Below are 25,885 nucleotides of genomic sequence, written 5' to 3'. Positions count from 1 at the left end.
CTTTTTCCACCAATTTTTTACAAAATAAGGGATTAAAAATGGGACGCTTTTGGCGTCCCATTCGGTTATACTTTCATACAAAGATATTTTATTTCTAAAAACTCTTCAATACCGTATTTCGAACCTTCCCGCCCAAGCCCGGACTCTTTCCAGCCGCCGAATGGGGCTATTTCGTTACTGATGATCCCCTCGTTAATCCCGACAATACCGTATTCCAACTGTTCCGACACTCGCCAAATTCGCCCGATATTTTGGCTGAATAAGTAAGCCGCCAAACCAAACTCAGTATCATTCGCCCACTGGATAACCTCTTCTTCGGTTTCAAATTTGAAAATCGGGGCAAGGGGAGCAAAGGTTTCCTCACGGGCAACTTTCATTTCTTGAGTCACATTTTTTAGAATAGTTGGTTGGAAGAATGTGCCGCCCAGTGCGTGGCGTTCACCGCCTAACACCAGTTCTGCCCCAAGTGAAAGGGCATCGTTAATGTGGCTTTCGACTTTTTCCACCGCTCGTTCACTAATTAGTGCACCCATCGTGACCTCTTCCTCAAATGGCGAGCCAAGCTTGATTTGAGCCACTTTCTCACTCAATTTTGCAAGAAATTGCTCATAAATGCCCGCTTGCACATAAATTCGGTTAGCACAGACGCAGGTTTGCCCACCGTTACGGAATTTAGAGGCAAACACGCCCTCAACCGCTGTATCTAGATCCGCATCATCAAACACAATCGCCGGTGCATTACCGCCTAGCTCCAATGCCAATTTTTTTACCGTCCCTGCCGATTGTTGCATTAAAATTTTGCCGACACGGGTGGAGCCGGTAAAGGTGAGTTTGCGTACGGTCGGATGAGTGCTCAACTCCCGCCCTATACCTTCGGCATCGCTACTGGTAATAATGTTAAATACCCCTTTGGGAATACCTGCTTGATCCGCTAATTGGGCTAATGCTAAGGCAGAAAGCGGGGTTTCTGCCGCCGGTTTAATCACAATCGCACAACCTGCCGCTAACGCCGGTGCCGCTTTACGGGTAATCATTGCATTTGGGAAATTCCACGGTGTAATTGCTGCCACCACGCCAATGGGTTGTTTAGTCACAAACAAGCGGCGACCGGCTTTATCTTGTGGCAAGACATCGCCATAAATCCGCTTGCTTTCTTCGGCAAACCACTCGATAAAACTGGCTCCATAGGCAATCTCGCCTCGACTTTCTGCCAATGGTTTACCCTGTTCTAGACTTAAAATCTGGGCGAGTTCTTCTTGGTTTTGCATAATCAGCTCAAACCATTTACGCAAAATCACGGAACGCTCTTTGGGCAATAATGCCTGCCATTTTTTCTGGGCAACTGCGGCTGCTTCAATCGCTTGAGCGGTTTCTTCCGTGCCTAAATCAGCCACCTCACCGATTTTCTCACCATTAGTCGGATTCTGTACCGTAAAGGTTTTCCCATTTTGGCTTGAAACAAATTTACCGTTAATATAGGCTTGGAAACGGAGTAGCAAAAATTTGTGATTTGGCATAATCACTCCTTGAATGGTTAAAAAGAGAACAATGTTGACTATAATCCAATTTCAGTAAAGAGAAAAGAGCTGAAAAATAACTTTTTACTCAATAATAAAGCACCTTAGACAAGCGTTCTTCTAAGGTGCAGCCATTTATTATTGAGAATTAACTTAAATTCTCTACATATTTAATAATTAAGATACAATCATTGGAGCCCATACGAATCCAAAAGCAAGCCCAACAGCAACCCCAACTAAAGCTGGAAGCATAAACGGATGATCTATAATATATTTGCCAGCACGAGTTGAACCCGTAGTATCTAATTCCATCGCTGCTAATGAAGTTGGGTAGGTTGGCAGGATAAAAATGCCTGTAATTGCAATGAAAGAAGCCAAAATTGCCCAGTTAGGGATCCCCAAGCTTACTGCTAATGGAATAATAAGAGCAGAAGTTGACCCTTGTGAATAAAGTAATGCACAAGTAAAAAAGAGTACTACAGCTAACAACATTGGATATTCAGTTAAAATATTTCCAATAGAGGCTTTAATTTCTATTAAATGTGCATCGACAAAAGTCATACCTAATGTAACAATCCCGATAATTACCGCAATAGAAGTCATTCCTGAGCGGAAAATTGGACTAGCCACAATCGCATCAGGTTTAATTTTTCCTACCAACATCATTAAGCACGAAGAGGCTAACATCATCACAATAATTATATCTCGGGTACTCATTGACTTCCCATTTTCATATACTGGCTTTAACCCTGGAACGGCTGCAAGTAGAACAACCAATACAGTTGCTAGTAAGAAAATGCCAATCAATAGTTTTGCTCCTTTTGAATAGGTAGATTCACTCGCTAACTTACGAGATGGGCTGACGATTCCTGCTTTTAAACGTTCTAAATAAACAACATCATTTTGCAATTCACAGCCCTGCTTAGAAGCAACAAATGCAACAACCATAGAGGCAATAAAAGAAACAGGTAAGCATACTGCTATTACTTGAAAAAATGTAACACTGTTGTTTTCCATTACTGCTATCATAGCCGCCATTGCAGCACTCAATGGAGAACCTGCAATAGCTAATTGAGAAGACACAACCGAGCCGGCTAATGCTCTTGAAGGGCGAATACCACTCTCTTTTGCCACTTCTGCAATCACAGGTAAGGTAGAAAAGACGATAAAACCTGTACCAGCCATAATCGTCATTAACCAAGTAATCATCGGTGCAATAAAGTTAATATATTTAGGATTTTTACGCATCAATACTTCCGCATAACGAACAAGTAAATCCATACCTCCTACTGCTTGTAACACAGCAGCACCTATTACAACAGTCATAATAATCAGCATTACATCAACTGGAATAGAACCCATAGGTAAACCAAAACCTAGAGTTAGAATCGCAAGCCCTAAACCACCATATAGTCCTATTCCTAAGCCCCCAGAACGCAGTCCTAAATAGATTGCAGCAAGTACCACAAAGATTTCTGCATAAATCATATCCATCTCCTTAAATTAATGAGTTTGATACCAATCAATTGCTTTTTTAACCAATACCAACGTTGAATCTACATAACGCATTGGCTCACGCTCTATTTCTTGAGCTAAAATAATAGGTACTTCTGTACAACCTAAAATAATTACTTCTGCACCTAAACGAATGAGTTCATCACGTTGTTGTAACATTAGCTCTGTGGCTTTCTCTAACTCACCTGATTTTAATAAATAGATACTATCCATTACTGCCTTTTGACCATTTTCTGTCGGGCAAATAAAAGTCAGTCCTTGTGCTTCAAGCTGTTTTTTGTATAGTTCTACCGCCAAAGTTGCATCAGTTGCCAACAATCCAACCCGCCGTTTTCCACACTTCAAAACCTCATCAACCACACAATCAATCATACTTAGCATCTCTACCTGACTTTTGGCCTTCAAGTGTTCAAACCAATAATGTGCAGTATTACATGCAATAATGATGCAGGTTGCCCCTGCACTCTCAAGCCCTTCAATATATTTTTCCATTACCGGAGCCGGATTCTCTCCATTTGCTAAAATATAGCGAGTTCTATCTGGTATGTCGGGAATAGAGGAAATCAATAATGGAATATGAGCTTGATCACAATCAGCTGGTGTTAAGCGGATAAATTTTTGGAACATATCTGCTGTTGCTGCAGGTCCCATTCCACCTAAAATGCCAATAATATTTCTTGCCATACACTTCTCCTTATAAGATTTAATTTACTGCGATGACTTATACAAACAAGTTATGCAAAAAAGAAATGCAATAAATCGAATCAGTATGCAAAAAATGCAACAAAGCTCTTTATAGATAGAAAAAAAATCTTTAAAATCAATAAAATACTAATATATCAAATATAGATTTAATGCATTTAATGAAATCATAATGCGAAATTTGCATTGGTTAGGATATGAAAAACATAGAAACAAAATGGTTAGAAGATTTCTTAACGCTAGAAGAATGTCGCCATTTTTCTCAGGCAGCAGAAAAAAGAAATTTGTCACAATCTGCATTTAGCAGACGTATTTTAGCTTTAGAAGAAGTTGTGGGAGTGAAGTTATTTGATCGTACCTCTATTCCATTACAACTCACAGAACAAGGTAAGCTATTTCATTCACAAACGCGAAACTTATTACAACAATTACAGAATAATCTAGATGAATTATTAGGACATAATTGTAACTTACCTAATATTAAATTTGCGGTGGCTCATTCCCTCTCTCTTTCTATTATGCCCAAATTAATTAAGAAATTATCACAAACAAATGAAAATTTTATTTATTCCGTTGAAGCAATCGATGTTGACCAAACAGTAAATACTCTAATTGAAGGGAAAAGCGATTTTATTTTTTCATTTTATGATGAAAAATTAATGCAACCACCCTTTATGTCTTTAGAAATAATGCAATCTAAACTTTACCCTATTTCCCCAATAGACATTACAGGATCTGCATTATTTAGTTTAAACGATAAAAACATACCATTATTAAATTATACACCAAATTCCTATATGGGACGCTTAGTGAATAGAAAGTTAGCTAATACGATTCAATTAAAAACAAAATTTATTTCATCAATGTCTTAATTATTAAAAAATATGGTACTAAATCATCAAGGCATTGCATGGCTCCCTGAATATTCTATTAGTGAAGAATTACACAATAAAAAAGTAATCATACTAGACAAAAATGAATTAGTTATTCCAATAAAAGGTTATATTTACAGAATGAATACGAGACTAAATAATGCAGCAGAAAGGTTTTGGAATAATTTACAAAATATTCAGTTTATAAATGAAGATATATTAAATAAACCCTAACATTCTATAATAAGAAAAAGCGGTCGATTCTCTGCCAAATTTTGCAAATTTTAGAAGAAAACAGACCGCTTGTCAGGGTTGGAATTAGAGTAACCAGCTGCCAATCAATGCACAGGCAAAACCGGTTAAACCGATGGAGGTTTCAAGCATTGTCCAGGTTTTGAGGGTGGTTTTTTCGTCCATTTCGAGGAAACGGCTCATCAGCCAGAAACCGGAGTCATTGACGTGGGAAAGCACGGTAGCACCAGAGGCAATGGCAATCACGATAAAGCAGAGGTCGAACTGGCTTAAATCGGTGGCTGCTGCGACAGTTGGTGCAATTAACGCCGCTGTGGTGGTTAAGGCAACCGTTGCCGAGCCTTGTGCAACACGGAAAACGGTGGCAATAATAAAGGCAGCCACCACAATCGGCATTCCGGTGTCTTTCATCATTTCCGATAACACATCGCCAATCCCGCTGGCACGCAACACGCCACCAAACATTCCGCCAGCACCGGTCACTAAGACAATCGAGCAGATTGGGCCAAGGGCATTGTTACAGATTTTTTCGATTTGGTCGAAACTGCGATTATCCCGCAACAGCATAATCGCCACAATTAAGGTAATCAGTAAAGCAACAGGGGTTTTGCCGATTAAGCGAAGGCTCTGCACCCACATTTCACTGCCATCAATCACTTTGGCAACCGAGAGGGTATTCAAGCCGGTATCAAACAAAATCAGGATAATCGGCAGCACCAACACCGTGAGTACCTTGCCGAAACTTGGCGGATTTTGCACTGCCATTTCGTTTGCCGATAAGCCGTTTAAAAAGGCTTTCGGTAGATCAACGTGAATGCGTTTGCTGATAAATTGGCTGAACAGATAAGTGCCGATATACCACGTTGGGATTGCACAAACCAAGCCCACCAAGACTAACAGCCCCATATTTACACCAAGCAGATCGCCGGAGGCCACCGGGCCGGGGTGTGGCGGTAGAAAAGCGTGCATTACCGCAAACGCACCGGCAGACGGAAACGCATAACGCAATACCGAGCCACCGAACTGTTTCGCCACACTAAAAATAATCGGCAACATCACCACCAAGCCGGCATCAAAGAAAATAGGGAAGCCGAATAACAGCGAGGCAACACCCAATGTAAAGGGTGCTTTCTCTTTACCGAATTTATTGATAAGCGTATCGGCAAGCACTTTTGCACCACCGGTGATTTCAAGCAAGCGACCAATCATCGCCCCAAGCCCGACCAGTAACGCCACTGAAGCAAGCGTGCTGCCAAAGCCGTTTAACAAAGTTGGCAGGATTTTATCCACCGGAATACCGGCAGCTAATGCAGTGAGCAGGCTCACAATAATCAATGCCACAAAAGCGTGGACTTTAAATTTCATAATCAGCACCAGCAATAAAATGATGGCAGCAAACATAATGAACAGTAACATAGGATCTCCTAAGGTTGAATTGTTATCGGTAACATAACCCAAAAGCAGTTTAGAGTAAACGGTTGCAGGGCTTTTATTTTAAAAATGTGATCTACTTCAAGTTTTCTGGAAATAGCAGATGATTTTTCAGCATAACCTGTTACATTAACGGCTAAGTTAACGTTACCAGTAACACAAGGAAATTCAATGGCAAACGGCAAAGCATTTATTTTGATGGGCGTGTCCAGCACCGGCAAAACCAGCGTGGGAACGGCAGTCGCACAGCGGTTGGGAATAAAATTGATTGATGGGGACGACTTACACCCTCGTGCCAATATACTGAAAATGGCAAGTGGCACGCCACTCAATGATGCAGATCGCACACCGTGGTTGGAGCGGATTAACGATGCAGTGTTCAGTTTTGAACAAAAAAGCGAAAAAGGGATTATCGTCTGCTCAGCATTGAAGAAAAAGTACCGAGACCAGATCCGACAAGGCAATGCCGATGTGACATTTCTATTCCTTCACGGCTCATTTGATCTGGTGCTGGCTCGAATGCAACAACGTAAAGGGCATTTTATGAAACCGGAAATGCTCCAAAGTCAGTTCAATACACTGGAAATTCCACAAGCAGACGAGCCAGATGTGATTTTTATTGATATTGACGGCAGTTTTGATGAGGTTGTAGAGCGTTGCATAAAGGCTGCTGAGCCGTTGATTTAATCACAAGCTGTTGATTTTGCAGATTTTTTTGCAAATTTAACCGCTTGCCTTTCCTACACACTTTCCCCCAAATGAATGTGATAGCCCAAGTTAATTATTGGGCTTTGTTGCGGTACGCCGTGAATGCGGTCGAGGAGTTCTTGGGCGGCAACTCTGCCCATTTCAAGGCGGGGCGTCATTACGCTGGCAAGCTGTGGCGTGAGGGATTGCCCAACATCGTGGCCGTGAAAGCCTGCGATTTTAATCTGCTGCGGCACATTAATGCCTAACCGTTGACACTCAAATAATGCACCGATTGCCAAGTCGTCATTAGTGCAAAAAATGCCGTCCAGTTGTGGAATTTGCTCCAAAGCTTGTTTTAGCTGGCTTGCGCCAAGCGTGAAAGAAGAATGCTCTGCAGTAGTAATGCTGTGTGGGCTTAAGCCGTGTTTGAGCATTGCCTGTTCGTAGCCCTGCATTTTCAGCTGAGAGCGTTTATCCATTCTCGCCCCGAAATACACCACCTGTCGGCAGCCTCGATGAATCATTGTTTCTACCATCGCTTGAGCCGCAGAAATATTGTCAAATCCAACCGCTTGCTGAATCCCACATTCACCACTTTCCATTATCTCTATTACCGGAATATTCGCCACCTCCAGCATTTTCAAGGTGCGGGGCGAGTGGTGATTTTCCGATAAAATAATGCCGTCAATATTGTACGAAAGCAGCGACTCAATCCGCTGTTCTTCCTTCTGCTCGCTGTAACCATAGTGGGCAAGCATAGTTTGGTAGCCGGCTTGGTCGGTAATCTGCTCAATGCCTTTAATCACATCAGCAAACACTTGGTTGGTAAGCGAGGGAACCAGCACGCCAATCGCTCGACTTTTGGCATTAGAGAGAATATCCGGTGCACGGTTTGGGATATAGCCAAACAGCTCAATCGCTTGTGCAATCCGTTCGCCGGTTTCTTTGGCAACCGTGTTTGGATCTCGCAAAAAACGGCTAACCGTCATTTTAGTGATGCCGAGATGAGAGGCGATGTCTTGCAAAGTTGGGCGTTTCGGTTTACTCATTGGAATAGATAACGAAAAAATTTAATTTTGCTGATTATAACTGAAGATAAGGCAATAATTGCAAAATATTCGGTGAAATTAACCGCTTGTTACTACTCTTGCCTGAACTCTTTCGGCGTTTTGCCAAATTCTTTTTTAAACACGGCATAGAAATATTGTAAAGAGGGATAACCACACACATTGGCAATTTCTTGGGTCGAAATCTCGGTAAATTTGAGCATATATTTTGCTCTTGCTAATTTTTCTTCGTGAATCACTTGGTGAATCGTCTTATTCATTTCCTCTTTAAAACGTTGTTCGAGATTAGAGCGGGAAACTTTGAGATGATCCAGCACTTGCTCTACTTTAATACCTTGACATGCTCGATGACGAATAAAGTGCATAGCTTGAATTACCATTGGGTCTTGTAAAGATCGGTAATCGGTAGAACGGCGCTCCTCAACTTTTACCGGTGGAATTAAAATCGGCTTAAGAGAAACGGGTAAATTATTTAATTTACGATACAGTAATTTCGCGGCGTGATAACCAATTTGCGATGTTCCCTGTGTAACTGAAGAAAGCGAAACCCGAGAGAGGTATTGAATCAGCTCTTCATTATCAATGCCGATCACGCAAAGTTGTTCAGGTACAGCAATTTTTAAATGCTCGCAGGTTTGAAGTAGATGTCTTGCCCTTGCATCAGTTACCGCAATAATACCAGTATGAGGTGGTAAAGTTTGCAACCACTCGCCTAATTTAGCTTGTAATTCCACCCAGTTGTCTGAATGGAATTGATCGCCAATATAGCAATTCGGCTGATGTTCGTATTTTTCCATCAACTGAATAAAGGCATTTTGGCGTTCTATCGCCCAGTGTTTTTCCGTTTCTGCCGGATAGCCGTAAAATGCAAATTGATCTATACCTTTCTGTTTTAGATGCAAAAATGCAGCCTCAATTAAGGCGTAATTATCGGTGGCAACATAAGGAAGATTAGGGTAATAGTCGGAGTTTTGGTAAGAACCACCTACCGCCACAATCGGGACATCAATATCTTTAAGCAACTCGACCGTTTCTAAATCGTCAAAATCGGCAATAATACCGTCAATCAACAGGCTTTCGATACTGTTTTTATGATAGACAAAATCGTCTTCCACAAAAATATCCCAAGTACATTGTGAGGCTTGAATAAACTGCCCGATGCCTTGCATTACTCCCCTGTCATAAATTTTGTTAGCATTAAAAAGTAAGGCAATTTTATAAGATTGTTCTATCATTACTTCCTCCAGTACCCACTTTCAAAAGTAACTATAAAATAAAATTATTTTTTGATCAAAGCGAATAAAAGAATAAAACCCCAGTACTTCTACTGGGGTTTTAAGCTCAATTTTGATTAAGATTATTCCGCAGCTGCTTCAGTTGCAACATCTGGGCGATCCACTAACTCAATGTAAGCCATTGGAGCATTATCACCTGCACGGAAACCACATTTTAAGATGCGAGTGTAACCACCCGCACGTTGTGCAAAACGTGGACCTAATTCATTGAATAATTTAGCAACTGTATCAACGTTGCGTGTACGGGCAAAAGCTAAACGGCGATTTGCAACGCTGTCTGCTTTAGCTAAAGTAATTAACGGCTCAACTACACGGCGTAACTCTTTCGCTTTTGGTAAAGTTGTCTTGATGATTTCGTGTTCAACAAGCGCACTTGCCATATTACGGAACATCGCTTGGCGATGGCTGCTGTTACGGTTTAATTGACGTCCACTCTTACGATGGCGCATAACCTATTCCTTCTTAGAAAATCTATACCGAAAAACTAGTCTTCTGCAATACTTGCAGGTGGCCAGTTTTCAAGGCGCATACCGAGTGATAAACCACGAGAAGCAAGAACATCCTTAATCTCTGTAAGAGATTTTTTACCCAAGTTCGGGGTTTTAAGAAGTTCAACTTCTGTACGTTGTACTAAATCACCGATATAGTGAATTGTCTCTGCTTTCAAACAGTTAGCAGAACGAACTGTCAGCTCTAGGTCATCTACTGGACGAAGAAGAATAGGATCAAATTCCGGTTTTTCTTCTTTCACTTCAGGTTGACGAACATCACGCAAATCAACGAATGCAGCAAGTTGTTCTGCTAAAATCGTTGCAGCACGACGGATAGCTTCTTCAGGATCTAACGTTCCGTTAGTTTCCATCTCAATAACGAGTTTATCTAAGTCTGTACGTTGTTCAACACGAGCAGCTTCGACATTGTAAGCAATGCGATCTACAGGTGAAAAACGTGCATCTACTAATAAACGACCGATAGGACGGTCATCGTTTTGAGTATGAAGACGTGCTGATGCAGGAACATAACCTCGACCACGTTGAACACGAATGCGCATATTAATTGACGCATTCTTATCTGTTAAATGACAGATTACGTGATCAGGATTCACAATTTCTACATCGCCATCGTGTGTGATGTCGGCTGCAGTTACAGGGCCAATTCCAGATTTATTTAGTGTCAAAATAATATCATCTTTATTTTGCACTTTTACCGCTAGACCTTTAAGGTTTAATAATACCTCAAGAATATCTTCCTGAACGCCTTCTTTGCTGCTGTACTCATGTAGTACACCATCAATTTCAACTTCAGTAACTGCACAACCCGGCATAGATGAAAGTAAAATGCGGCGAAGTGCGTTACCTAATGTATGGCCAAAACCACGTTCTAACGGCTCTAATGTCACTTTAGCATGAGTTGAACTAACTTGTTCAATATTTACTAAGTGCGGCTTTAAAAATTCTGTCACAGAACCCTGCATTTTTTCCTCTCTTTGCGGTTAAGCTAACTATTATTTAGAGTAAAGCTCAACGATCAGATGTTCATTAATATCTGCTGATAGATCAGAACGCTCTGGACGACGTTTAAATACGCCTTCCATTTTAGTTGCATCAACTTCTAACCAAGTTGGTTTTTCACGTTGAGTTGCTAATTCTAATGATGCTTTAATACGTGCTTGTTTTTTCGATTTTTCACGAACAGCAACAACATCATCAACAGAAACTTGGAATGAAGGAATGTTTACTACACGACCGTTTACTACGATTGATTTATGGCTAACAAGCTGACGTGCTTCTGCACGTGTTGCTGCAAAACCCATACGATAAACTACGTTATCTAAACGACCTTCCAATAATACTAGTAAGTTTTCACCGGTATTACCTTTTAAGCGGTTCGCTTCTGTATAATAATTACGGAATTGACGCTCTAAGATACCATAAATACGGCGAACTTTTTGTTTTTCACGTAACTGACTACCATAGTCAGATAAACGTGGCTTGCGAGCACCATGTTGACCAGGCGCTACATCAAGTCTATTTCTACATTTTGATTCAATCGCACGAACGCCTGATTTTAAGAATAAATCAGTACCTTCACGACGGCTTAGCTTGAGCTTAGGACCCAAATATCTTGCCATTTTCTTTCTCCAATTCTTTTAACGTCAATTAAACACGACGTTTTTTCGGTGGACGACAACCGTTATGTGGAATCGGAGTCACATCAGTAATATTCGTGATACGGAAACCTGCTGCATTTAATGCACGGATTGTTGACTCACGACCTGGACCCGGTCCTTTAACCATAACTTCCAAATTCTTTAAACCAAACTCTTTAACCATTTCTGCACAACGCTCTGCAGCAACTTGAGCAGCGAATGGAGTCGATTTACGAGAACCACGGAAACCTGAACCACCTGCAGTTGCCCAAGCTAGAGCATTACCTTGGCGGTCAGTAATAGTAACGATTGTGTTATTGAAAGATGCGTGGATATGAGCTACGCCATCTGCAATCTGTTTTTTTACGCGCTTACGTGCGCGAACTGGTGTTTTAGCCATTATTTATCTACTCCGACTATTTTTTGATCGGTTTGCGTGGACCTTTACGGGTACGCGCATTAGTCTTAGTACGTTGACCACGTACCGGTAAACTACGACGATGACGTAAACCACGGTAGCAACCTAAGTCTAAAAGACGTTTGATGCTTAAAGTTACTTCACGACGTAAATCCCCTTCGACAGTAAATTTACCAACTTCTTCACGCAGTTTTTCAATCTGCTCTTCAGACAATTCTCTGATCTTTACATCTTCGGCAATACCCGTTGCAGCACAGATGGCTTTTGCACGAGTTTTACCGATACCGTAAATTGCAGTTAATGCGATTACAGTGTGTTTTTGATCAGGAATGTTAATGCCTGCAATACGGGCCACTATGCACTCCTATTATTTAAGTTTATTGATATACTGATCTTGAAAAGCCCGTTTCAGGATACTCAAACAGTATATCAGGACGAATGAGCTGAGCAGTATAACTGCTCAGCGGGTTCTTTGCAAGAAATATGCGTAAATTAACCTTGACGTTGTTTGTGTTTAGGATCGCTACAAATTACACGAACCACACCTTCACGTTTGATTACTTTACAATTACGGCACATTCTTTTTACTGAAGCACGAACTTTCATTGCTTATCCTTTATTAACGGCCTATTAATTTAGACCTTTTAAGTTAGCTTTCTTCAACACAGAATCATATTGTTGAGACATTAAATGACTCTGAACCTGTGCGATGAAATCCATAATAACAACCACTACAATCAATAATGATGTACCACCTAATTGGAATGGCACCTTCCATAACGACGTAATGATGTAAGGAACCAAACAAACAAAAGCAATATATAACGCACCAATTAAGGTTAAACGTGTCATTACTTTATCGATATAACGAGATGTTTGTTCGCCTGGTCGGTAACCTGGTACAAACGCACCTGATTTCTTAAGATTATCCGCTGTATCACGAGGATTATACTGCATTCCTGTATAAAAGAAAGCAAAGAAAATCACTGCCATTGTGAATAATACAACATACAGTGGTTGACCTGGCTGTAATAGTTGTGAAAGGTTAAATAACCACTCAAATCCTTCGCTTTGACCAAACCATTGAGTAATACTTGCCGGGAATAAAATAATACTTGAAGCAAAAATTGCCGGTATTACCCCTGCCATATTCACTTTTAATGGTAAGTGAGAAGTTCTTGCAGGCGCCATCATTCGACCTTGTTGGCGACTTGCATAGTTTACAACTATTCTTCTTTGTCCACGTTCAACAAAAACAACAAAATAAGTTACTGCAAATGCAATTATTGCAACTAGTAGTAAGACGATAAATGATAACTCACCTTGACGGGCTTGTTCAATTGTCTGCCCTATCGTTGCTGGAAGATCTGCAACAATACCTGCAAAAATAATCAATGAGATACCGTTTCCGATACCACGCTCAGTGATTTGTTCGCCTAGCCACATTAGGAACATTGTTCCCGTCACTAAGCTTACTACAGAAGTTACATAGAATAATATACTTGGATTAGGAACTAATCCATGTACCATATTCGGTAGGGCTAGTGAAATACCAATAGATTGAATAAATGCTAATAACAGTGTGCCATAGCGTGTATATTTACTGATTTTCCGACGACCTGCTTCACCTTCTTTCTTTAATTCAGCTAGAGGTGGGTGAATCGCTGTCAATAATTGGATAATAATTGACGCTGAAATATAAGGCATAATACCTAGTGCAAATATAGATGCACGGCTTAAAGCACCACCAGAGAACATATTAAACATATCAATGATGGTGCCTTGCTGTTGTCGAATTAATTCGGATAATACAGAAGCATCAATGCCAGGAACAGGTATAAAAGAACCGATACGGAAAACGATTAACGCACCTAAAACAAACAATAGTCTTGATTTAAGCTCGCCAGTCCCTTTTTGTGTACTACCTTGGTACCCTGGTTGCTTTGCCATCTTTATTCCTCGATAGAACCGCCAGCAGCTTCAATAGCAGCTTTAGCGCCTTTAGTTACACGTAAGCCTTTAACAACTACTGCTCTTTCAATTTTGCCTGCTAAAATTACTTTAGCAGATAAAATATCTTTAGTAATGATGTTTGCTGCTTTTAATGTCTCTAAAGTTACTTCGTTGCCATCTACTTTAGCTAAGTCGTTTAAACGAATTTCAGCCACATGGAATGATTTTAATGAAGTAAAACCAAATTTTGGCAAACGACGATATAAAGGCATTTGACCACCCTCGAAACCACGACGAACACCGCCGCCTGTACGAGATTTTTGACCTTTATGACCGCGCCCACCAGTTTTACCTAAACCAGAACCAATACCACGACCTAGACGTTTTGCACTGTGCTTAGCACCTTCAGCTGGAGAAAGAGAATTTAAACGCATTCTATTACTCCTCTACTTTAACCATATAAGACACTTGATTGATCATACCACGCACTGCTGGTGTATCTTCAAGTTCTACAGTATGACGAATATGACGAAGACCTAAGCCTTTTAACGTTGCTTTATGTTTCGGTAAACGAGCGATAGAGCTACGAGTTTGAGTTACTTTAATTTTTGCCATATCCAATTACCCCAAAATTTCTTCAACTGTTTTGCCACGTTTTGCAGCAACCATTTCAGGTGATTTCATGTTCTCAAGTGCATCGATTGTTGCACGAACAACGTTAATTGGGTTAGTTGAACCATACGCTTTAGAAAGAACGTTACGAACACCCGCAACTTCTAATACTGCACGCATTGCACCACCAGCGATGATACCTGTACCTTCACTTGCTGGTTGCATAAATACGCGTGAACCTGTATGTGAACCTTTAACTGGATGTTGTAATGTACCTTCATTTAAAGCTACATTAATCATATTGCGACGAGCTTTTTCCATCGCTTTTTGGATTGCTGCTGGAACTTCACGTGCTTTACCGTAACCAAAACCTACACGACCGTTACCATCGCCCACTACTGTTAAAGCAGTGAAACTCATAATACGACCACCTTTTACGGTTTTTGAAACACGGTTAACCGCGATTAGCTTTTCCTGCAGTTCACCAGCTTGTTTTTCGATGTTTGACATCTCAAATTCCTCTATTAGAACTGTAGACCAGCTTCACGAGCAGCATCTGCTAATGATTGCACACGACCGTGGTATTTAAAACCAGAACGGTCAAAAGCAACCGCTTTAATACCTTTGGCAATTGCACGCTCAGCAACGATTTTACCCACTACTGCTGCGGCTTCTTTATTGCCGGTATATTTAACTTGCTCTTTAATTACTTTTTCAACAGTTGAAGCTGCTGCTAGTACTTCTGAGCCATTAGGTGCAATCACCTGCGCATAGATATGGCGAGGTGTGCGATGCACAACTAAACGTGTTGCACCTTGCTCTCTCATTAAATGACGTGCACGGCTTGCACGACGGATACGAGCTACTTTCTTATCCATAGTGTTACCTTACTTTACTTTTTCTTCGCTTCTTTTGTACGCACTACTTCATCAGAGTAACGTACACCTTTACCTTTATAAGGTTCAGGTTTGCGATATGCACGAATATCTGCTGCCACTTGACCAATTAACTGTTTGTCAGCACTTTTCAGAATAATTTCTGTTTGTGATGGACATTCACCAGTTACGCCTGCTGGCAACGTGTGTTCTACTGGGTGAGAGAAACCTAAACTTAAAGCAACAGCATTGCCTTTCATTTGTGCTCTATAACCAACACCCACTAATTGCAATTTCTTAGTAAAGCCTTCAGTAACCCCGATTACCATATTATTTACTAGTGCACGAGCAGTACCTGCTTGAGCATCTGCATTAGCGATACCTTCACGTGGAGCGAAAGTTAATGCATCTGCTTCTTGTTTTACTTCAACTGCATTGTGAATTTCACGAGATAACTCGCCGTTTTTACCTTTAACTGTTAATAGCTGACCGTTAAGTTTTACCTCAACACCGGCAGGAATATTAACAGGTGCTTTTGCAACACGAGACATTTTTCCTACCTCTCTATTATGCTACGTAACAGATAATTTCACCGCCGAGGCCCGCTTGACGCGCAGCACGGTCGGTCATTACACCTTTAGATGTAGAAACAACTGCGATACCTAAACCACCCATTACTTTTGGTAATTCGTCTTTACGTTTATAAATACGCAGACCCGGACGGCTCACACGTTGGATACTTTCTACAACCGGTTTGTTTTGGAAATATTTTAAAGTAATTTCCAGTTCAGGTTTAACACCTTCAACAACTTTAACGCTTTCGATATAACCTTCTTCAGCTAAAACATTTGCAATAGCAACTTTTAACTTAGATGAAGGCATACTGATTGCAACTTTGTTCGCAGCTTGACCGTTACGAATACGGGTCAGCATATCTGCGATTGGATCTTGCATGCTCATGTATTTACTCCCATGATTCCAAATTAAAAGAGGTTATTACCAGCTTGCCTTCTTAAGACCCGGAATTTCACCGCGCATAGCAGCTTCACGAACCTTAATACGGCTTAAACCAAACTTACGAAGTACGCCATGTGGACGACCAGTTTGGCGGCAACGATTACGCTGACGGACTGGGCTAGAATCACGAGGAAGTGTTTGTAATTTTAACACTGCTGCCCAACGGTCTTCATCAGATGCATTCACATCAGAGATGATTTTCTTTAATTCTTCACGTTTTGCGTAGAATTTATCAGCTAATTTAGCACGTTTTACATCGCGTGCGATCATTGATTGTTTTGCCACGATAACCTACCTTATTTACGGAATGGGAAATTGAAAGCAGCTAATAAAGCTTGACCTTCTTCATCAGTTTTCGCTGAGGTGGTGATAGTAATATCTAAACCACGAACACGATCTACTTTATCGTAGTCGATTTCAGGGAAAATGATTTGTTCACGAACACCCATACTGTAATTACCACGACCATCGAATGACTTAGCGTTTAAACCGCGGAAGTCACGAATACGTGGAACAGCGATAGTAATCAATCTTTCAAAGAATTCCCACATACGTTCACCACGTAGGGTTACTTTGCAGCCGATTGGATACCCTTGACGGATTTTAAAGCCTGCAACAGATTTGCGAGCTTTAGTTACTAAAGGTTTTTGACCGCTGATTGCTGCTAAATCCGCTACTGCGTTATCTAACAGTTTTTTGTCGGTCAATGCTTCACCCACACCCATGTTAAGGGTAATCTTTTCGATTCGTGGGACTTGCATGACAGATGAGTAGTTGAATTTTGCTTTTAATTCATTAACTACTGTATCTCTGTAGTAATCATGCAGTTTCGCCATCACATTACTCCAGTTAATTAAATTGTTTTCTCGCTAGATTTGAAGAAACGCACTTTTTTGCCATCTTCGAATCTAAATCCTACACGGTCAGCTTTGTTGGTTTCAAGGTTGAAGATCGCAACGTTTGAAACATCGATTGCAGCTTCTTTCTTCACTAAACCACCAGCTTTGCCTAATGCAGGAACTGGTTTTTCGTGTTTAGTGATGATGTTGATACCCTCAACAAAAACTTTACCATTTGGTAACACTTTAGTTACCTTACCACGTTTGCCCTTATCTTTACCGGTAAGAACAATTACTTCATCGTTTTGACGGATTTTTGCAGCCATTACATTCTCCTTATAGTACTTCTGGAGCTAAAGAGATGATTTTCATAAACTTCTCAGAACGAAGTTCACGAGTCACCGGTCCAAAAATACGAGTACCGATTGGTTGCTCAGTGTTATTGTTTAAAATTACACAAGCATTGCCATCGAAACGAATAACTGCGCCATCTGGGCGACGAACACCCTTCTTGGTGCGCACAACAACTGCTTTTAACACATCACCTTTTTTCACTTTACCGCGTGGAATTGCTTCTTTTACAGTAACTTTAATGATATCGCCAATAGCAGCGTAACGACGGTGCGATCCACCTAGAACCTTGATACACATTACGCTACGAGCCCCTGAGTTATCAGCAACATCCAGCATAGTCTGTTCTTGGATCATATTAGTGCTCCGTTAAAATAAAAAAACACCCTTTCGGGACGAACCTATTTATACAAATATAAATAGGGTGCAAAATATACTACAAAAACCACTAGTTAATCAAGTGAATTTTTAAGCTAATTTAATAGTTTAAGTAAGCTTATTTATAAATTGTTTCAACTATCAATAAACTGTCCTATAACTCATATAAAAACCCCAAGATATCTTGGGGTTTAACTAACATTACTCTACAGTCACCGCTTTTGCAAGGTTACGAGGTTGGTCAACGTCCGTTCCTTTGATTAAGGCAATGTGATATGAAAGTAGTTGTAACGGCACGGTGTAGAAAATCGGTGCGGTTACTTCATCAACTTTCGGCATTACAATCGTTTTGAAGCCTTCTGCTTCTTCAAAACCTGCATCGTGATCGGCAAACACATATAACTGACCGCCTCTTGCACGCACTTCTTCAATATTGGATTTCACTTTCTCAAGCAAGTCATTTTCCGGTGCTACCACCACTACCGGCATATCGCTATCAATTAATGCTAACGGGCCGTGTTTTAACTCGCCTGCGGCATAAGCTTCTGCGTGAATATATGAAATCTCTTTTAATTTCAATGCAGATTCCATCGCAATCGGGTAATATTCTCCACGACCTAAGAACAATGTGTGGTGTTTATCCGCAAAATCTTCCGATAATTTTTCGATTTGTTTATCGAACACTAACGCACTTTCAATTTGTGCTGGTAAGCGTTGTAAAGATTGCACGATATGGTGTTCTTGCTCTTCACTCATTCTGCCTTGTAAGCGTCCAATCGCCACATTTAATAACAATAAGCAAGTTAATTGAGTAGTGAATGCTTTGGTTGATGCTACACCAATTTCAACACCAGCTTTGGTTAAGAATGCAAAATCGGATTCACGCACTAATGAAGAACTTGCCACATTACACACCGTCATTGCCGCCATATAGCCAGATTCTTTCGCTAAACGCAGTGCAGCTAACGTATCTGCGGTTTCACCTGATTGTGAAAGCGTGATTAATAAGCTGTTCGGGCGAGTAACGAATTTACGGTAACGGAATTCGGAGGCAATTTCCACATCACAGCTCACGCCTGCAATGGATTCAAACCAATAACGTGAAACCATACCAGCATTGTAAGAGGTTCCACAAGCCACAATTTGCACGTGTTCTACTTTCGATAAAATCTCTGCCGCATTCGGTGCAATGGCTGAAATATCTACTTTACCGTCTTTGATACGACCATCTAAGGTATTCATAATCGCAACCGGCTGCTCAAAAATCTCTTTTTGCATATAGTGACGATATTGTCCTTTATCTGCCGCGTCTGCCTCAAAATTGCCTTCGTGAATTTCACGCTCTACCTTGTTGCCTTCACGGTCGTAAATATCCACTGTGCGACGGGTAATTTCGGCTACATCACCTTCTTCTAGATAAGCAAAACGGCGAGTTACGCTTAATAATGCAAGTGGGTCTGAAGCAAGGAAGTTCTCGCCTACACCGTAACCAATCACTAACGGGCTGCCTGAGCGAGCCACAATTAAATGCTCCGGCTCTTCTTCATTTAATACCACTGTGCCGTAAGCACCACGCAGTTGCACCACGGTTTTTTGTACCGCTTCTAATAATGAAGAAGCAGAACGCAATTCCCATTCAACTAAATGAGCAATGACTTCGGTATCGGTTTGAGATTGGAACACATAACCACGCTCTTGTAACACTATTTTTAACTCTTCGTAGTTTTCGATAATCCCGTTATGAACTACTGCAATTTTGCCGCTGCGGTGTGGGTGAGCATTAGTTTCTGACGGCTCGCCGTGCGTTGCCCAGCGAGTGTGTGCGATCCCAGTGCCGCCTAATAGTGGCTTAGTGTCTAACGCCTCATCTAAGGCTTGGACTTTACCGACACGGCGTACAATTTGCATTGTTTTATCATCTGCATTTAATACTGCTACACCAGCAGAGTCATATCCACGGTATTCTAAGCGATGTAAACCATCAACCAAGATTTCTGCGATATCACGTTGTGCTACTGCACCTACAATTCCACACATAAATTTGCTTTCCTATGTTTAAGTTTAAAGATTCATTTGAGCTACTGCTATTTTGCAATAACCACTTCGACACCCATTTTTTCGATTTGTTCTTTCGTTTCAAAACTTAATTGACTGTCGGTAATAATTTTGGTAATATTTTGCCATTCCAATTCAATATTCGGCATTTTCCGACCGATTTTTTGCGATTCAATTAACACAATCACTTCACGGCTCACTTCTGCCATCACCTGACTTAAGCCAACTAATTCATTAAAGGTAGTCGTGCCTCGAGCCAAATCTAAACCGTCCGCACCAATAAAAAGCTGATCGAAATCATATGAACGCAATACCTGTTCTGCTACTTTGCCTTGAAAGGACTCAGAACGGCTATCCCACGTACCACCGGTCATCAACACTGTTGGTTCGCATTCAAGGGAAGTCAATTCCGCCGCTAAATTCAGCGAATTTGTCATCACCACCAAGCCGGTTTGGTTCAATGCTTTTACCAAAGCTCCGGTCGTGCTGCCGCTGTCAATAATGATGCGATTATGATCACGAATACAATCACGTGCGGCTTGAGCAATCATTTTCTTTTGAATCGAAAGTTGCTCAATAAACGCTTCTTCCATCATTTCCGATGGAATTTTTACCGCCCCACCATACTTACGCAATAAAAAACCACTTTCTTCCAAAGCGGTTAAATCTTTTCTAATCGTAACTTCAGACGTCTCAAAGAAATGAGCGAGTTCATCTACACTCACTTCATTTTTCTCTTGTACCATTTGAACAATTAAATGGCGGCGTTGTTGCGTGTTACGTTTTGACATTGTAATCTTCACTTAAATTTCGTTTCAAAACTTTTGCATTATAAAGAAAGCTCGCGAAAAGAAAAGCAGAAAATGCAAAATTTACAAAATCTATACAAAATAAAACCGCTTGTAATATTGATTTACAAGCGGTTGATTTCTTGAAATTTTTTGCAATTATTTGATTTGGCTACCAATCACGCCACCAAGTGCGGCACCACCTAAAGTTGCACCGGTAGATTCACCAATCGCGTGACCAGCCACACCGCCAATTGCTGCACCGATTGCAGTATTACGTTGCGTTTTTGTCATATTGTTACAGCCAGACACAGCAACCATTAATACCATTGCACCAACAACTTTCAAAATAGATTTCATAATAATCCCTCATAATTAATCAATTTCAAATAAGCCAATATTCTTGGCTATGCTATAAGATTTAATTTATTTAGAAAGGTTCAACTACTACCACCTATGAATTGCAAATTTTTTCACAATTTAGGCCGCTTGTTGATTGAACTGTGAGCTCGCTCACAGAATTTCATGACATTTCTTGCTATATTGTGTAGCAATCTATGCGATAACTCATCAAGGAAATAAAAATGAAACTGAAAAAATTATCTTTAGCACTCTCGACTTTATTACTCGGCTCAGCCTTTTCCAACTCTGTATTAGCAGAAGGTCGCTTAACCGTTTATTGTAGTGCGGCCAACGAACTTTGTGAGCAAGAAGTGCAAGCATTCGGCAAGAAATACGATGTTAAAGTGGCTTTTGTGCGTAACGGTTCAGGCAGCACACTGGCGAAAATTGAGGCTGAGAAAAACAATCCCCAAGCCGATGTATGGTATGGTGGCACGCTAGACCCACATTCACAAGCGGCAGAAATGGGCTTGTTAGAGCCGTATAAATCGCCAAACCTCGAACAAATTATCGAAAAATTCCGTGATCCGGCAAAACTAAAAGGCAACTACTCCTCCGCTGTGTATATGGGGATTTTAGGTTACGGCGTGAATTTAGACCGTTTGAAAAAACTCGGCATTGAAAAAGTACCTAGCACTTGGGAAGAATTGTTAGACCCTCGCCTAGCCGGTGAAATCCAAATTGCCGATCCGCAAAGCTCCGGCACAGCTTATACAGCAATTGCGACTTTCGTGCAACTTTGGGGCGAAGAGAAAGCCTTCGACTATTTCCGCAAATTGCATAAAAACATTTCGCAATATACCAAATCCGGCATCACACCGGCTCGCAACACTGCCCGTGGTGAAACCACCATCGGTATCGGTTTCTTACACGACTATGCTATCGAGAAGAAAAACGGTGCTAATATTGAAATGACCGCCCCAACAGACGGTACAGGCTACGAATTAGGTGGCGTGAGTATCCTCAAAGGAGCAAGAAACCTTGATAATGCCAAACTGTTCGTGGATTGGTCGCTTTCTAAAGAGGCTCAAGAACTCTCTTGGCAAAAAGGCAATGCGTTCCAAGTATTAACCAACACCACCGCCGAAGCCTCGCCTTACGCCCTCGATCCGAAAAACTTAAACTTAATCAATTATGATTTTGAGAAATATGGCTCAAGCGAAGAGCGTAAACGCTTGATCGATAAATGGGTAAATGAAGTAAAATTAGCGAAATAGGGTTGATCTTTCCACTGAGGGGATAAGTGATTATCCCCTCTCTCATTATAAAAATCTGTGAGGTGTTATGCAGAATTTTTCCTTTTCCCGACCGCTTGTTTGGGTGTTTATCGGGTTACTCGGCTTTCTCTTATTACCGTCCAAAGCCTTAGATTACGGGCTGTTTGACTCAACCTCTGACGAACTGCTCGCCGCAATGGGTTGGTCGAGTATCAACATTACTTGGGCGTGGTTTTTACCGCTTTTGGTATTTTTATTGCCAAATTCGACCGCTTGCAAAACCAGAGCCAAGCTGGAATTAGTCGGGTTGGGCGTACTATTCGCCTTTATTTTCCTGTCGGCGATTGTGCTGAAAATCAGTCTTGGTTATGCGGTGTTGCCGTTGATTATTGCCATTATGGGGCTTGCAACCCAGAATTTAGCCACGCTTAAAGTAATGCAGGGTGACCGTTTTATTATCGGCTCGTTACTGAGCATTATTCTGCTGATTTTCTTTTTTATTGTATATCCGACCATCGCCATTTTTGTGTCGATGTTCTACAACGGCTCGGAATTTGTGCCAAGCCAAGTGCTAACGATTTTGCAACAACCTTATGTCGTTCGGGTCATTGGCAACTCGCTCTCGGTTGCCGGCACAGTCGGCGTTCTCTCCACCCTATTCGGCTTGGCGTTTGCCCTCTACACCACCCGAATTGCCAAACGCTCAGCGTTTATCGGGCGGATTTTCTCGATTTTGCCCATCGTCACACCACCGTTTGTAGTCGGTTTAGGCGTAACCCTAATGCTTGGGCGTTCCGGTTATGTGACTGAATTTCTAGTGGACTATTTCGGCTTTGCCAACAACTGGCTGTACGGTTTCACCGGTATTGTGATCGCCCATACCCTCGCTCTCACGCCAATGTCGTTTATGATTTTGGAAGGGGCATTGAAATCCATTCACCCATCGGTGGAAGAGGCGGCTTACACCCTGCGCTCCAATCGCTATCAAGCCTTTTTTAACATCATTTTCCCATTGTTAAAACCGGCGTTGGCAAACTCCTTTTTGGTGGTGGCGATCCAATCCCTTGCCGATTTCAGTACGCCGTTGGTGTTGGGCGGCAGTTTTGATGTGATTGCAACCCAAATCTACTTCTACATCGCCGGCTCCCAACTGGATTACGCCTCCGCCAGCACACTCGGGGCAATTTTGCTGGTATTCTCCCTAGCCATTTTCGTGATCCAATACCTCTGGATCGGCAACCGCTCTTATGTGACGGTGTCGGGCAAATCCTATCGGGGCGATGTGCAAGACTTACCAAGCGGTATGAAATGGCTGATTATTTGCACTTTATTGTTCTGGGGAACGTTCAATTTAGTGCTATATGGCAGTATTTTCTACGGTAGTTTCACCGTGAACTGGGGCGTGGATTATACCTTAACCCTTGATAACTATATCAAGCTGTTCGGGCAAGGGTTTAGCGATGGTGGTTTCCCTTCGTTAATTCAAACCGTGATTTTCGCTGCTGCCGCCGCTCCAATTACCGCCCTATTTGGCTTGCTGATCGCCTATGTGACGGTTCGGCGTGATTTCAAAGGCAAGAAAACCCTAGAGTTTTTAACCCTGCTCTGCTTTGCCGTGCCGGGAACGGTGGCAGGCGTCTCTTACATTCTTGCCTTTAACGATGCCCCGATTTACTTAACCGGCACCGGTATGATCATTATTCTCTCAATGGTAATGCGGAATATGCCGGTGGGTATGCGGGCGGCGATTGCCGGCTTGAGGCAGTTAGATAAATCACTGGACGAAGCCTCGCTCTCGCTGAAAGCCGGTTCGTTCAAAACAATGCTGTTTGTGGTGTTACCGCTGCTCAAACCGGCTCTGCTCTCCGCCCTCGTCACCAGCTTTGTGCGAGCAATGACCACCGTGAGTGCGATTGTGTTCTTAGTCACTGCCGACACCCGTGTGGCAACCTCCTACATTCTTAACCGTGTGGAAGACGGCGAATATGGCATTGCGATTGCCTACGGCTCTATTTTAATTGTGGTGATGATGGCGATTATCCTGATTTTTGACTGGATTGTCGGCGACACCCGTATCGCCCGTTCTAAGGCGAAAAAAATGTAAAAAGACATCTACTCTCTCCCTTTATGGGAGAGAGACAGCAAAATACTTCGTTCAGAAGTATTTTTCAGAGAGAGGGATATAATTAAAAGGACAATATATGAACAACGATTTCTTAGTTTTAAAAAACGTCACCAAATCTTTTGGCAAGGTAACGGTCATTGACAACCTCAACCTCAGCATTCCGCAAGGCAAAATGGTGACCTTACTTGGGCCGTCTGGTTGCGGAAAAACCACGGTGCTACGTTTGGTGGCTGGGCTGGAAAACCCAACTTCGGGGCAGATTTTTATTGATGGCAAAGATGTGACCCAAAGTTCGATCCAGCACCGTGATATTTGCATTGTGTTCCAGTCTTACGCTCTGTTTCCGCATATGTCGATTGGCGATAATGTCGGCTACGGCTTGAAAATGCAGGGCGTACCGAAAGAAAAACGGCTGCAACGAGTGAAAGAGGCGTTGGAATTGGTGGATTTAGGCGGTTTTGAAGATCGCTTTGTCGATCAAATCTCCGGCGGACAGCAACAACGTGTCGCCCTCGCCCGTGCCTTAATTCTGAAACCGAAAGTGCTACTGTTCGATGAACCGCTGAGTAACCTTGACGCTAACTTACGCCGTTCAATGCGGGAGAAAATCCGTGAATTACAGCAACGTTTAAACATTACTTCCCTTTATGTGACTCACGATCAGTCCGAAGCCTTTGCGGTTTCAGATGAAGTAATTGTGATGAACAAGGGAAAAATTATGCAAAAAGCTCCAGCCAAAGAGTTATACCTTCGCCCTAATTCTTTATTCTTAGCAAATTTTATGGGTGAAAGCAGCATTTTTGAAGGCACGATAGCTGGCAACCAAATTAATATAAATGGATATCAATTTACGTTATCAAATGCTGAACAATTTGAGTTACCCGATGGGGAATGCTTAGTTGGCATTCGTCCAGAAGCTATTCATTTAGCTGAACAAGGAAATATAAGTCAACTCTGTAAAATTAAAAATGCAGTTTATATGGGAAATCATTGGGAAATTATAGCTGAATGGGAAGGGAAAGATTTATTAGTCAACACTAAACCTGAAAATTTTTACCCTCATATCAAACAGGCTTATGTACATTTTATCGAACAAGGGGTTTTTCTTTTAAAGAAAGAGCTATAACGAATTTATACTAAATTAAGAGGAAGGTAGTTATAACTATTTAGCAATTTTGAGAAAAATAGGCCGCATGCAAAATCTCTTGATGACAAGCGGTCTTTTCTTGCCGATTTTTTGCAAATGCAATGATATGGCTGGCTTAATCGGCATAAAAGTAAAAGAGGCATACCTTTCGATATGCCTCTTTCTAGTTTTTATTTAGCTTTTCGCTTTATCAAACAATCTTAATTATTTGATGATTT

At 41.5% G+C, this 25,885-nt stretch carries 30 protein-coding genes and 1 pseudogene; 5 read left to right on the top strand and 26 right to left on the bottom strand.

The genetic code is table 11. The features are described 5' to 3' along the window. Window positions 1-65: 65 nt before the first annotated feature. From EDC41_RS00155 to cuyB, 3 genes are all read right to left on the bottom strand, one after another. Window positions 66-1,517 (bottom strand): NAD-dependent succinate-semialdehyde dehydrogenase, encoded by a 1,452-nt coding sequence (locus EDC41_RS00155; protein WP_020831018.1) that lies wholly within the window; start codon window positions 1,515-1,517, stop codon window positions 66-68. Between the two features lie 177 nt (window positions 1,518-1,694). Next, window positions 1,695-3,005: an anaerobic C4-dicarboxylate transporter gene (locus tag EDC41_RS00150; RefSeq protein ID WP_020831017.1), complete on the bottom strand. Its 1,311-nt coding sequence runs from the start codon at window positions 3,003-3,005 to the stop codon at window positions 1,695-1,697. 15 nt (window positions 3,006-3,020) lie between these two features. Then, a complete protein-coding gene (gene cuyB / locus EDC41_RS00145; protein ID WP_006251503.1) occupies window positions 3,021-3,716 on the bottom strand; it encodes a cysteate racemase in 696 nt (231 codons plus the stop codon). Window positions 3,717-3,931: 215 nt separating this feature from the next. Here cuyB and hypT point away from each other — a divergent pair. After that, window positions 3,932-4,840, top strand: a pseudogene (hypT, locus tag EDC41_RS00140) (hypochlorite stress DNA-binding transcriptional regulator HypT). Between the two features lie 84 nt (window positions 4,841-4,924). On the opposite strand, the gene EDC41_RS00135 reads toward hypT, so the two are convergent. Beyond that, window positions 4,925-6,274 (bottom strand): GntP family permease, encoded by a 1,350-nt coding sequence (locus EDC41_RS00135; protein ID WP_020831014.1) that lies wholly within the window; start codon window positions 6,272-6,274, stop codon window positions 4,925-4,927. Between the two features lie 186 nt (window positions 6,275-6,460). Between EDC41_RS00135 and EDC41_RS00130 the strand changes: the two genes are divergently transcribed. Further along, the gene (locus EDC41_RS00130; protein WP_006252857.1) at window positions 6,461-6,976 is read left to right on the top strand and encodes a gluconokinase; all 516 of its coding nucleotides are present in this window, start codon (window positions 6,461-6,463) and stop codon (window positions 6,974-6,976) included. A 53-nt stretch (window positions 6,977-7,029) separates the two neighbouring features. On the opposite strand, the gene gntR is transcribed toward EDC41_RS00130, so the two are convergent. The 22 genes from gntR to EDC41_RS00020 form a co-directional block, all read right to left on the bottom strand. After that, window positions 7,030-8,028: a gluconate operon transcriptional repressor GntR gene (gntR, locus tag EDC41_RS00125; protein WP_006251507.1), complete on the bottom strand. Its 999-nt coding sequence runs from the start codon at window positions 8,026-8,028 to the stop codon at window positions 7,030-7,032. Between the two features lie 92 nt (window positions 8,029-8,120). After that, window positions 8,121-9,281 carry a XylR family transcriptional regulator gene (locus tag EDC41_RS00120; RefSeq protein ID WP_006251508.1) on the bottom strand — a complete coding sequence of 387 codons (1,161 nt, stop codon included), beginning with the start codon at window positions 9,279-9,281 and terminating at the stop codon, window positions 8,121-8,123. Window positions 9,282-9,403: 122 nt separating this feature from the next. Next, window positions 9,404-9,790, bottom strand: a complete 387-nt coding sequence (gene rplQ, locus EDC41_RS00115) for a 50S ribosomal protein L17 (RefSeq protein ID WP_006251509.1) — start codon at window positions 9,788-9,790, stop codon at window positions 9,404-9,406. A gap of 35 nt (window positions 9,791-9,825) precedes the next feature. After that, on the bottom strand, window positions 9,826-10,815 hold the full coding sequence (locus EDC41_RS00110; RefSeq protein ID WP_006250016.1) for a DNA-directed RNA polymerase subunit alpha: 990 nt from the start codon (window positions 10,813-10,815) through the stop codon (window positions 9,826-9,828). 30 nt (window positions 10,816-10,845) lie between these two features. Continuing rightward, the gene (gene rpsD / locus EDC41_RS00105; protein WP_006250017.1) at window positions 10,846-11,472 is read right to left on the bottom strand and encodes a 30S ribosomal protein S4; all 627 of its coding nucleotides are present in this window, start codon (window positions 11,470-11,472) and stop codon (window positions 10,846-10,848) included. Window positions 11,473-11,500: 28 nt separating this feature from the next. Then, on the bottom strand, window positions 11,501-11,890 hold the full coding sequence (gene rpsK, locus EDC41_RS00100) for a 30S ribosomal protein S11 (RefSeq protein ID WP_005705959.1): 390 nt from the start codon (window positions 11,888-11,890) through the stop codon (window positions 11,501-11,503). Window positions 11,891-11,906: 16 nt separating this feature from the next. After that, complete coding sequence (gene rpsM, locus EDC41_RS00095) at window positions 11,907-12,263, bottom strand: 30S ribosomal protein S13 (RefSeq protein WP_005599322.1); 357 nt, start codon at window positions 12,261-12,263, stop codon at window positions 11,907-11,909. Window positions 12,264-12,400: 137 nt separating this feature from the next. Beyond that, window positions 12,401-12,514 (bottom strand): 50S ribosomal protein L36, encoded by a 114-nt coding sequence (gene rpmJ, locus EDC41_RS00090; protein ID WP_006250018.1) that lies wholly within the window; start codon window positions 12,512-12,514, stop codon window positions 12,401-12,403. Window positions 12,515-12,538: 24 nt separating this feature from the next. Further along, window positions 12,539-13,858: a preprotein translocase subunit SecY gene (secY, locus tag EDC41_RS00085; protein WP_006251510.1), complete on the bottom strand. Its 1,320-nt coding sequence runs from the start codon at window positions 13,856-13,858 to the stop codon at window positions 12,539-12,541. A gap of 2 nt (window positions 13,859-13,860) precedes the next feature. Continuing rightward, window positions 13,861-14,295, bottom strand: coding sequence for a 50S ribosomal protein L15 (gene rplO / locus EDC41_RS00080; RefSeq protein ID WP_006250020.1), 435 nt, complete (start codon window positions 14,293-14,295; stop codon window positions 13,861-13,863). A 4-nt stretch (window positions 14,296-14,299) separates the two neighbouring features. Further along, entirely contained in the window at window positions 14,300-14,476 is a 177-nt protein-coding gene (gene rpmD, locus EDC41_RS00075; RefSeq protein ID WP_006250021.1) for a 50S ribosomal protein L30, read from the bottom strand. Window positions 14,477-14,482: 6 nt separating this feature from the next. Beyond that, a complete protein-coding gene (rpsE, locus tag EDC41_RS00070) occupies window positions 14,483-14,983 on the bottom strand; it encodes a 30S ribosomal protein S5 (RefSeq protein WP_005705945.1) in 501 nt (166 codons plus the stop codon). A 14-nt stretch (window positions 14,984-14,997) separates the two neighbouring features. Further along, window positions 14,998-15,351: a 50S ribosomal protein L18 gene (rplR, locus tag EDC41_RS00065; RefSeq protein WP_006250023.1), complete on the bottom strand. Its 354-nt coding sequence runs from the start codon at window positions 15,349-15,351 to the stop codon at window positions 14,998-15,000. 14 nt (window positions 15,352-15,365) lie between these two features. Continuing rightward, window positions 15,366-15,899 (bottom strand): 50S ribosomal protein L6, encoded by a 534-nt coding sequence (gene rplF / locus EDC41_RS00060; RefSeq protein WP_006250024.1) that lies wholly within the window; start codon window positions 15,897-15,899, stop codon window positions 15,366-15,368. Between the two features lie 16 nt (window positions 15,900-15,915). Then, a complete protein-coding gene (gene rpsH, locus EDC41_RS00055; protein ID WP_006250025.1) occupies window positions 15,916-16,308 on the bottom strand; it encodes a 30S ribosomal protein S8 in 393 nt (130 codons plus the stop codon). A gap of 36 nt (window positions 16,309-16,344) precedes the next feature. Further along, window positions 16,345-16,650 carry a 30S ribosomal protein S14 gene (gene rpsN / locus EDC41_RS00050; protein ID WP_006251512.1) on the bottom strand — a complete coding sequence of 102 codons (306 nt, stop codon included), beginning with the start codon at window positions 16,648-16,650 and terminating at the stop codon, window positions 16,345-16,347. Window positions 16,651-16,661: 11 nt separating this feature from the next. Continuing rightward, on the bottom strand, window positions 16,662-17,201 hold the full coding sequence (gene rplE / locus EDC41_RS00045; protein ID WP_006250027.1) for a 50S ribosomal protein L5: 540 nt from the start codon (window positions 17,199-17,201) through the stop codon (window positions 16,662-16,664). A gap of 17 nt (window positions 17,202-17,218) precedes the next feature. After that, window positions 17,219-17,530, bottom strand: coding sequence for a 50S ribosomal protein L24 (gene rplX, locus EDC41_RS00040; protein ID WP_006251514.1), 312 nt, complete (start codon window positions 17,528-17,530; stop codon window positions 17,219-17,221). A 10-nt stretch (window positions 17,531-17,540) separates the two neighbouring features. Further along, entirely contained in the window at window positions 17,541-17,912 is a 372-nt protein-coding gene (gene rplN / locus EDC41_RS00035) for a 50S ribosomal protein L14 (RefSeq protein ID WP_005711998.1), read from the bottom strand. A gap of 222 nt (window positions 17,913-18,134) precedes the next feature. Further along, complete coding sequence (gene glmS, locus EDC41_RS00030; protein WP_020831013.1) at window positions 18,135-19,970, bottom strand: glutamine--fructose-6-phosphate transaminase (isomerizing); 1,836 nt, start codon at window positions 19,968-19,970, stop codon at window positions 18,135-18,137. 47 nt (window positions 19,971-20,017) lie between these two features. Next, entirely contained in the window at window positions 20,018-20,779 is a 762-nt protein-coding gene (locus EDC41_RS00025; protein WP_006251516.1) for a DeoR/GlpR family DNA-binding transcription regulator, read from the bottom strand. A gap of 156 nt (window positions 20,780-20,935) precedes the next feature. Beyond that, window positions 20,936-21,106, bottom strand: a complete 171-nt coding sequence (locus EDC41_RS00020; RefSeq protein ID WP_370501622.1) for a glycine zipper 2TM domain-containing protein — start codon at window positions 21,104-21,106, stop codon at window positions 20,936-20,938. A 254-nt stretch (window positions 21,107-21,360) separates the two neighbouring features. Between EDC41_RS00020 and EDC41_RS00015 the strand changes: the two genes are divergently transcribed. The 3 genes from EDC41_RS00015 to fbpC all read left to right on the top strand — a co-directional run bounded on the left by EDC41_RS00015 (window position 21,361) and on the right by fbpC (window position 25,646). Continuing rightward, window positions 21,361-22,395, top strand: coding sequence for an ABC transporter substrate-binding protein (locus EDC41_RS00015; RefSeq protein ID WP_006251519.1), 1,035 nt, complete (start codon window positions 21,361-21,363; stop codon window positions 22,393-22,395). Window positions 22,396-22,462: 67 nt separating this feature from the next. After that, window positions 22,463-24,499, top strand: a complete 2,037-nt coding sequence (locus tag EDC41_RS00010) for an ABC transporter permease (protein WP_006251520.1) — start codon at window positions 22,463-22,465, stop codon at window positions 24,497-24,499. Window positions 24,500-24,596: 97 nt separating this feature from the next. Then, window positions 24,597-25,646 (top strand): ferric ABC transporter ATP-binding protein, encoded by a 1,050-nt coding sequence (gene fbpC / locus EDC41_RS00005; protein ID WP_006251521.1) that lies wholly within the window; start codon window positions 24,597-24,599, stop codon window positions 25,644-25,646. Window positions 25,647-25,885 lie beyond the last annotated feature (239 nt).

This window comes from Mannheimia haemolytica, from assembly GCF_004342115.1.
GTDB lineage: Bacteria > Pseudomonadota > Gammaproteobacteria > Enterobacterales > Pasteurellaceae > Mannheimia > Mannheimia haemolytica.
This window is presented reverse-complemented; position numbering and strand designations above follow the sequence as displayed.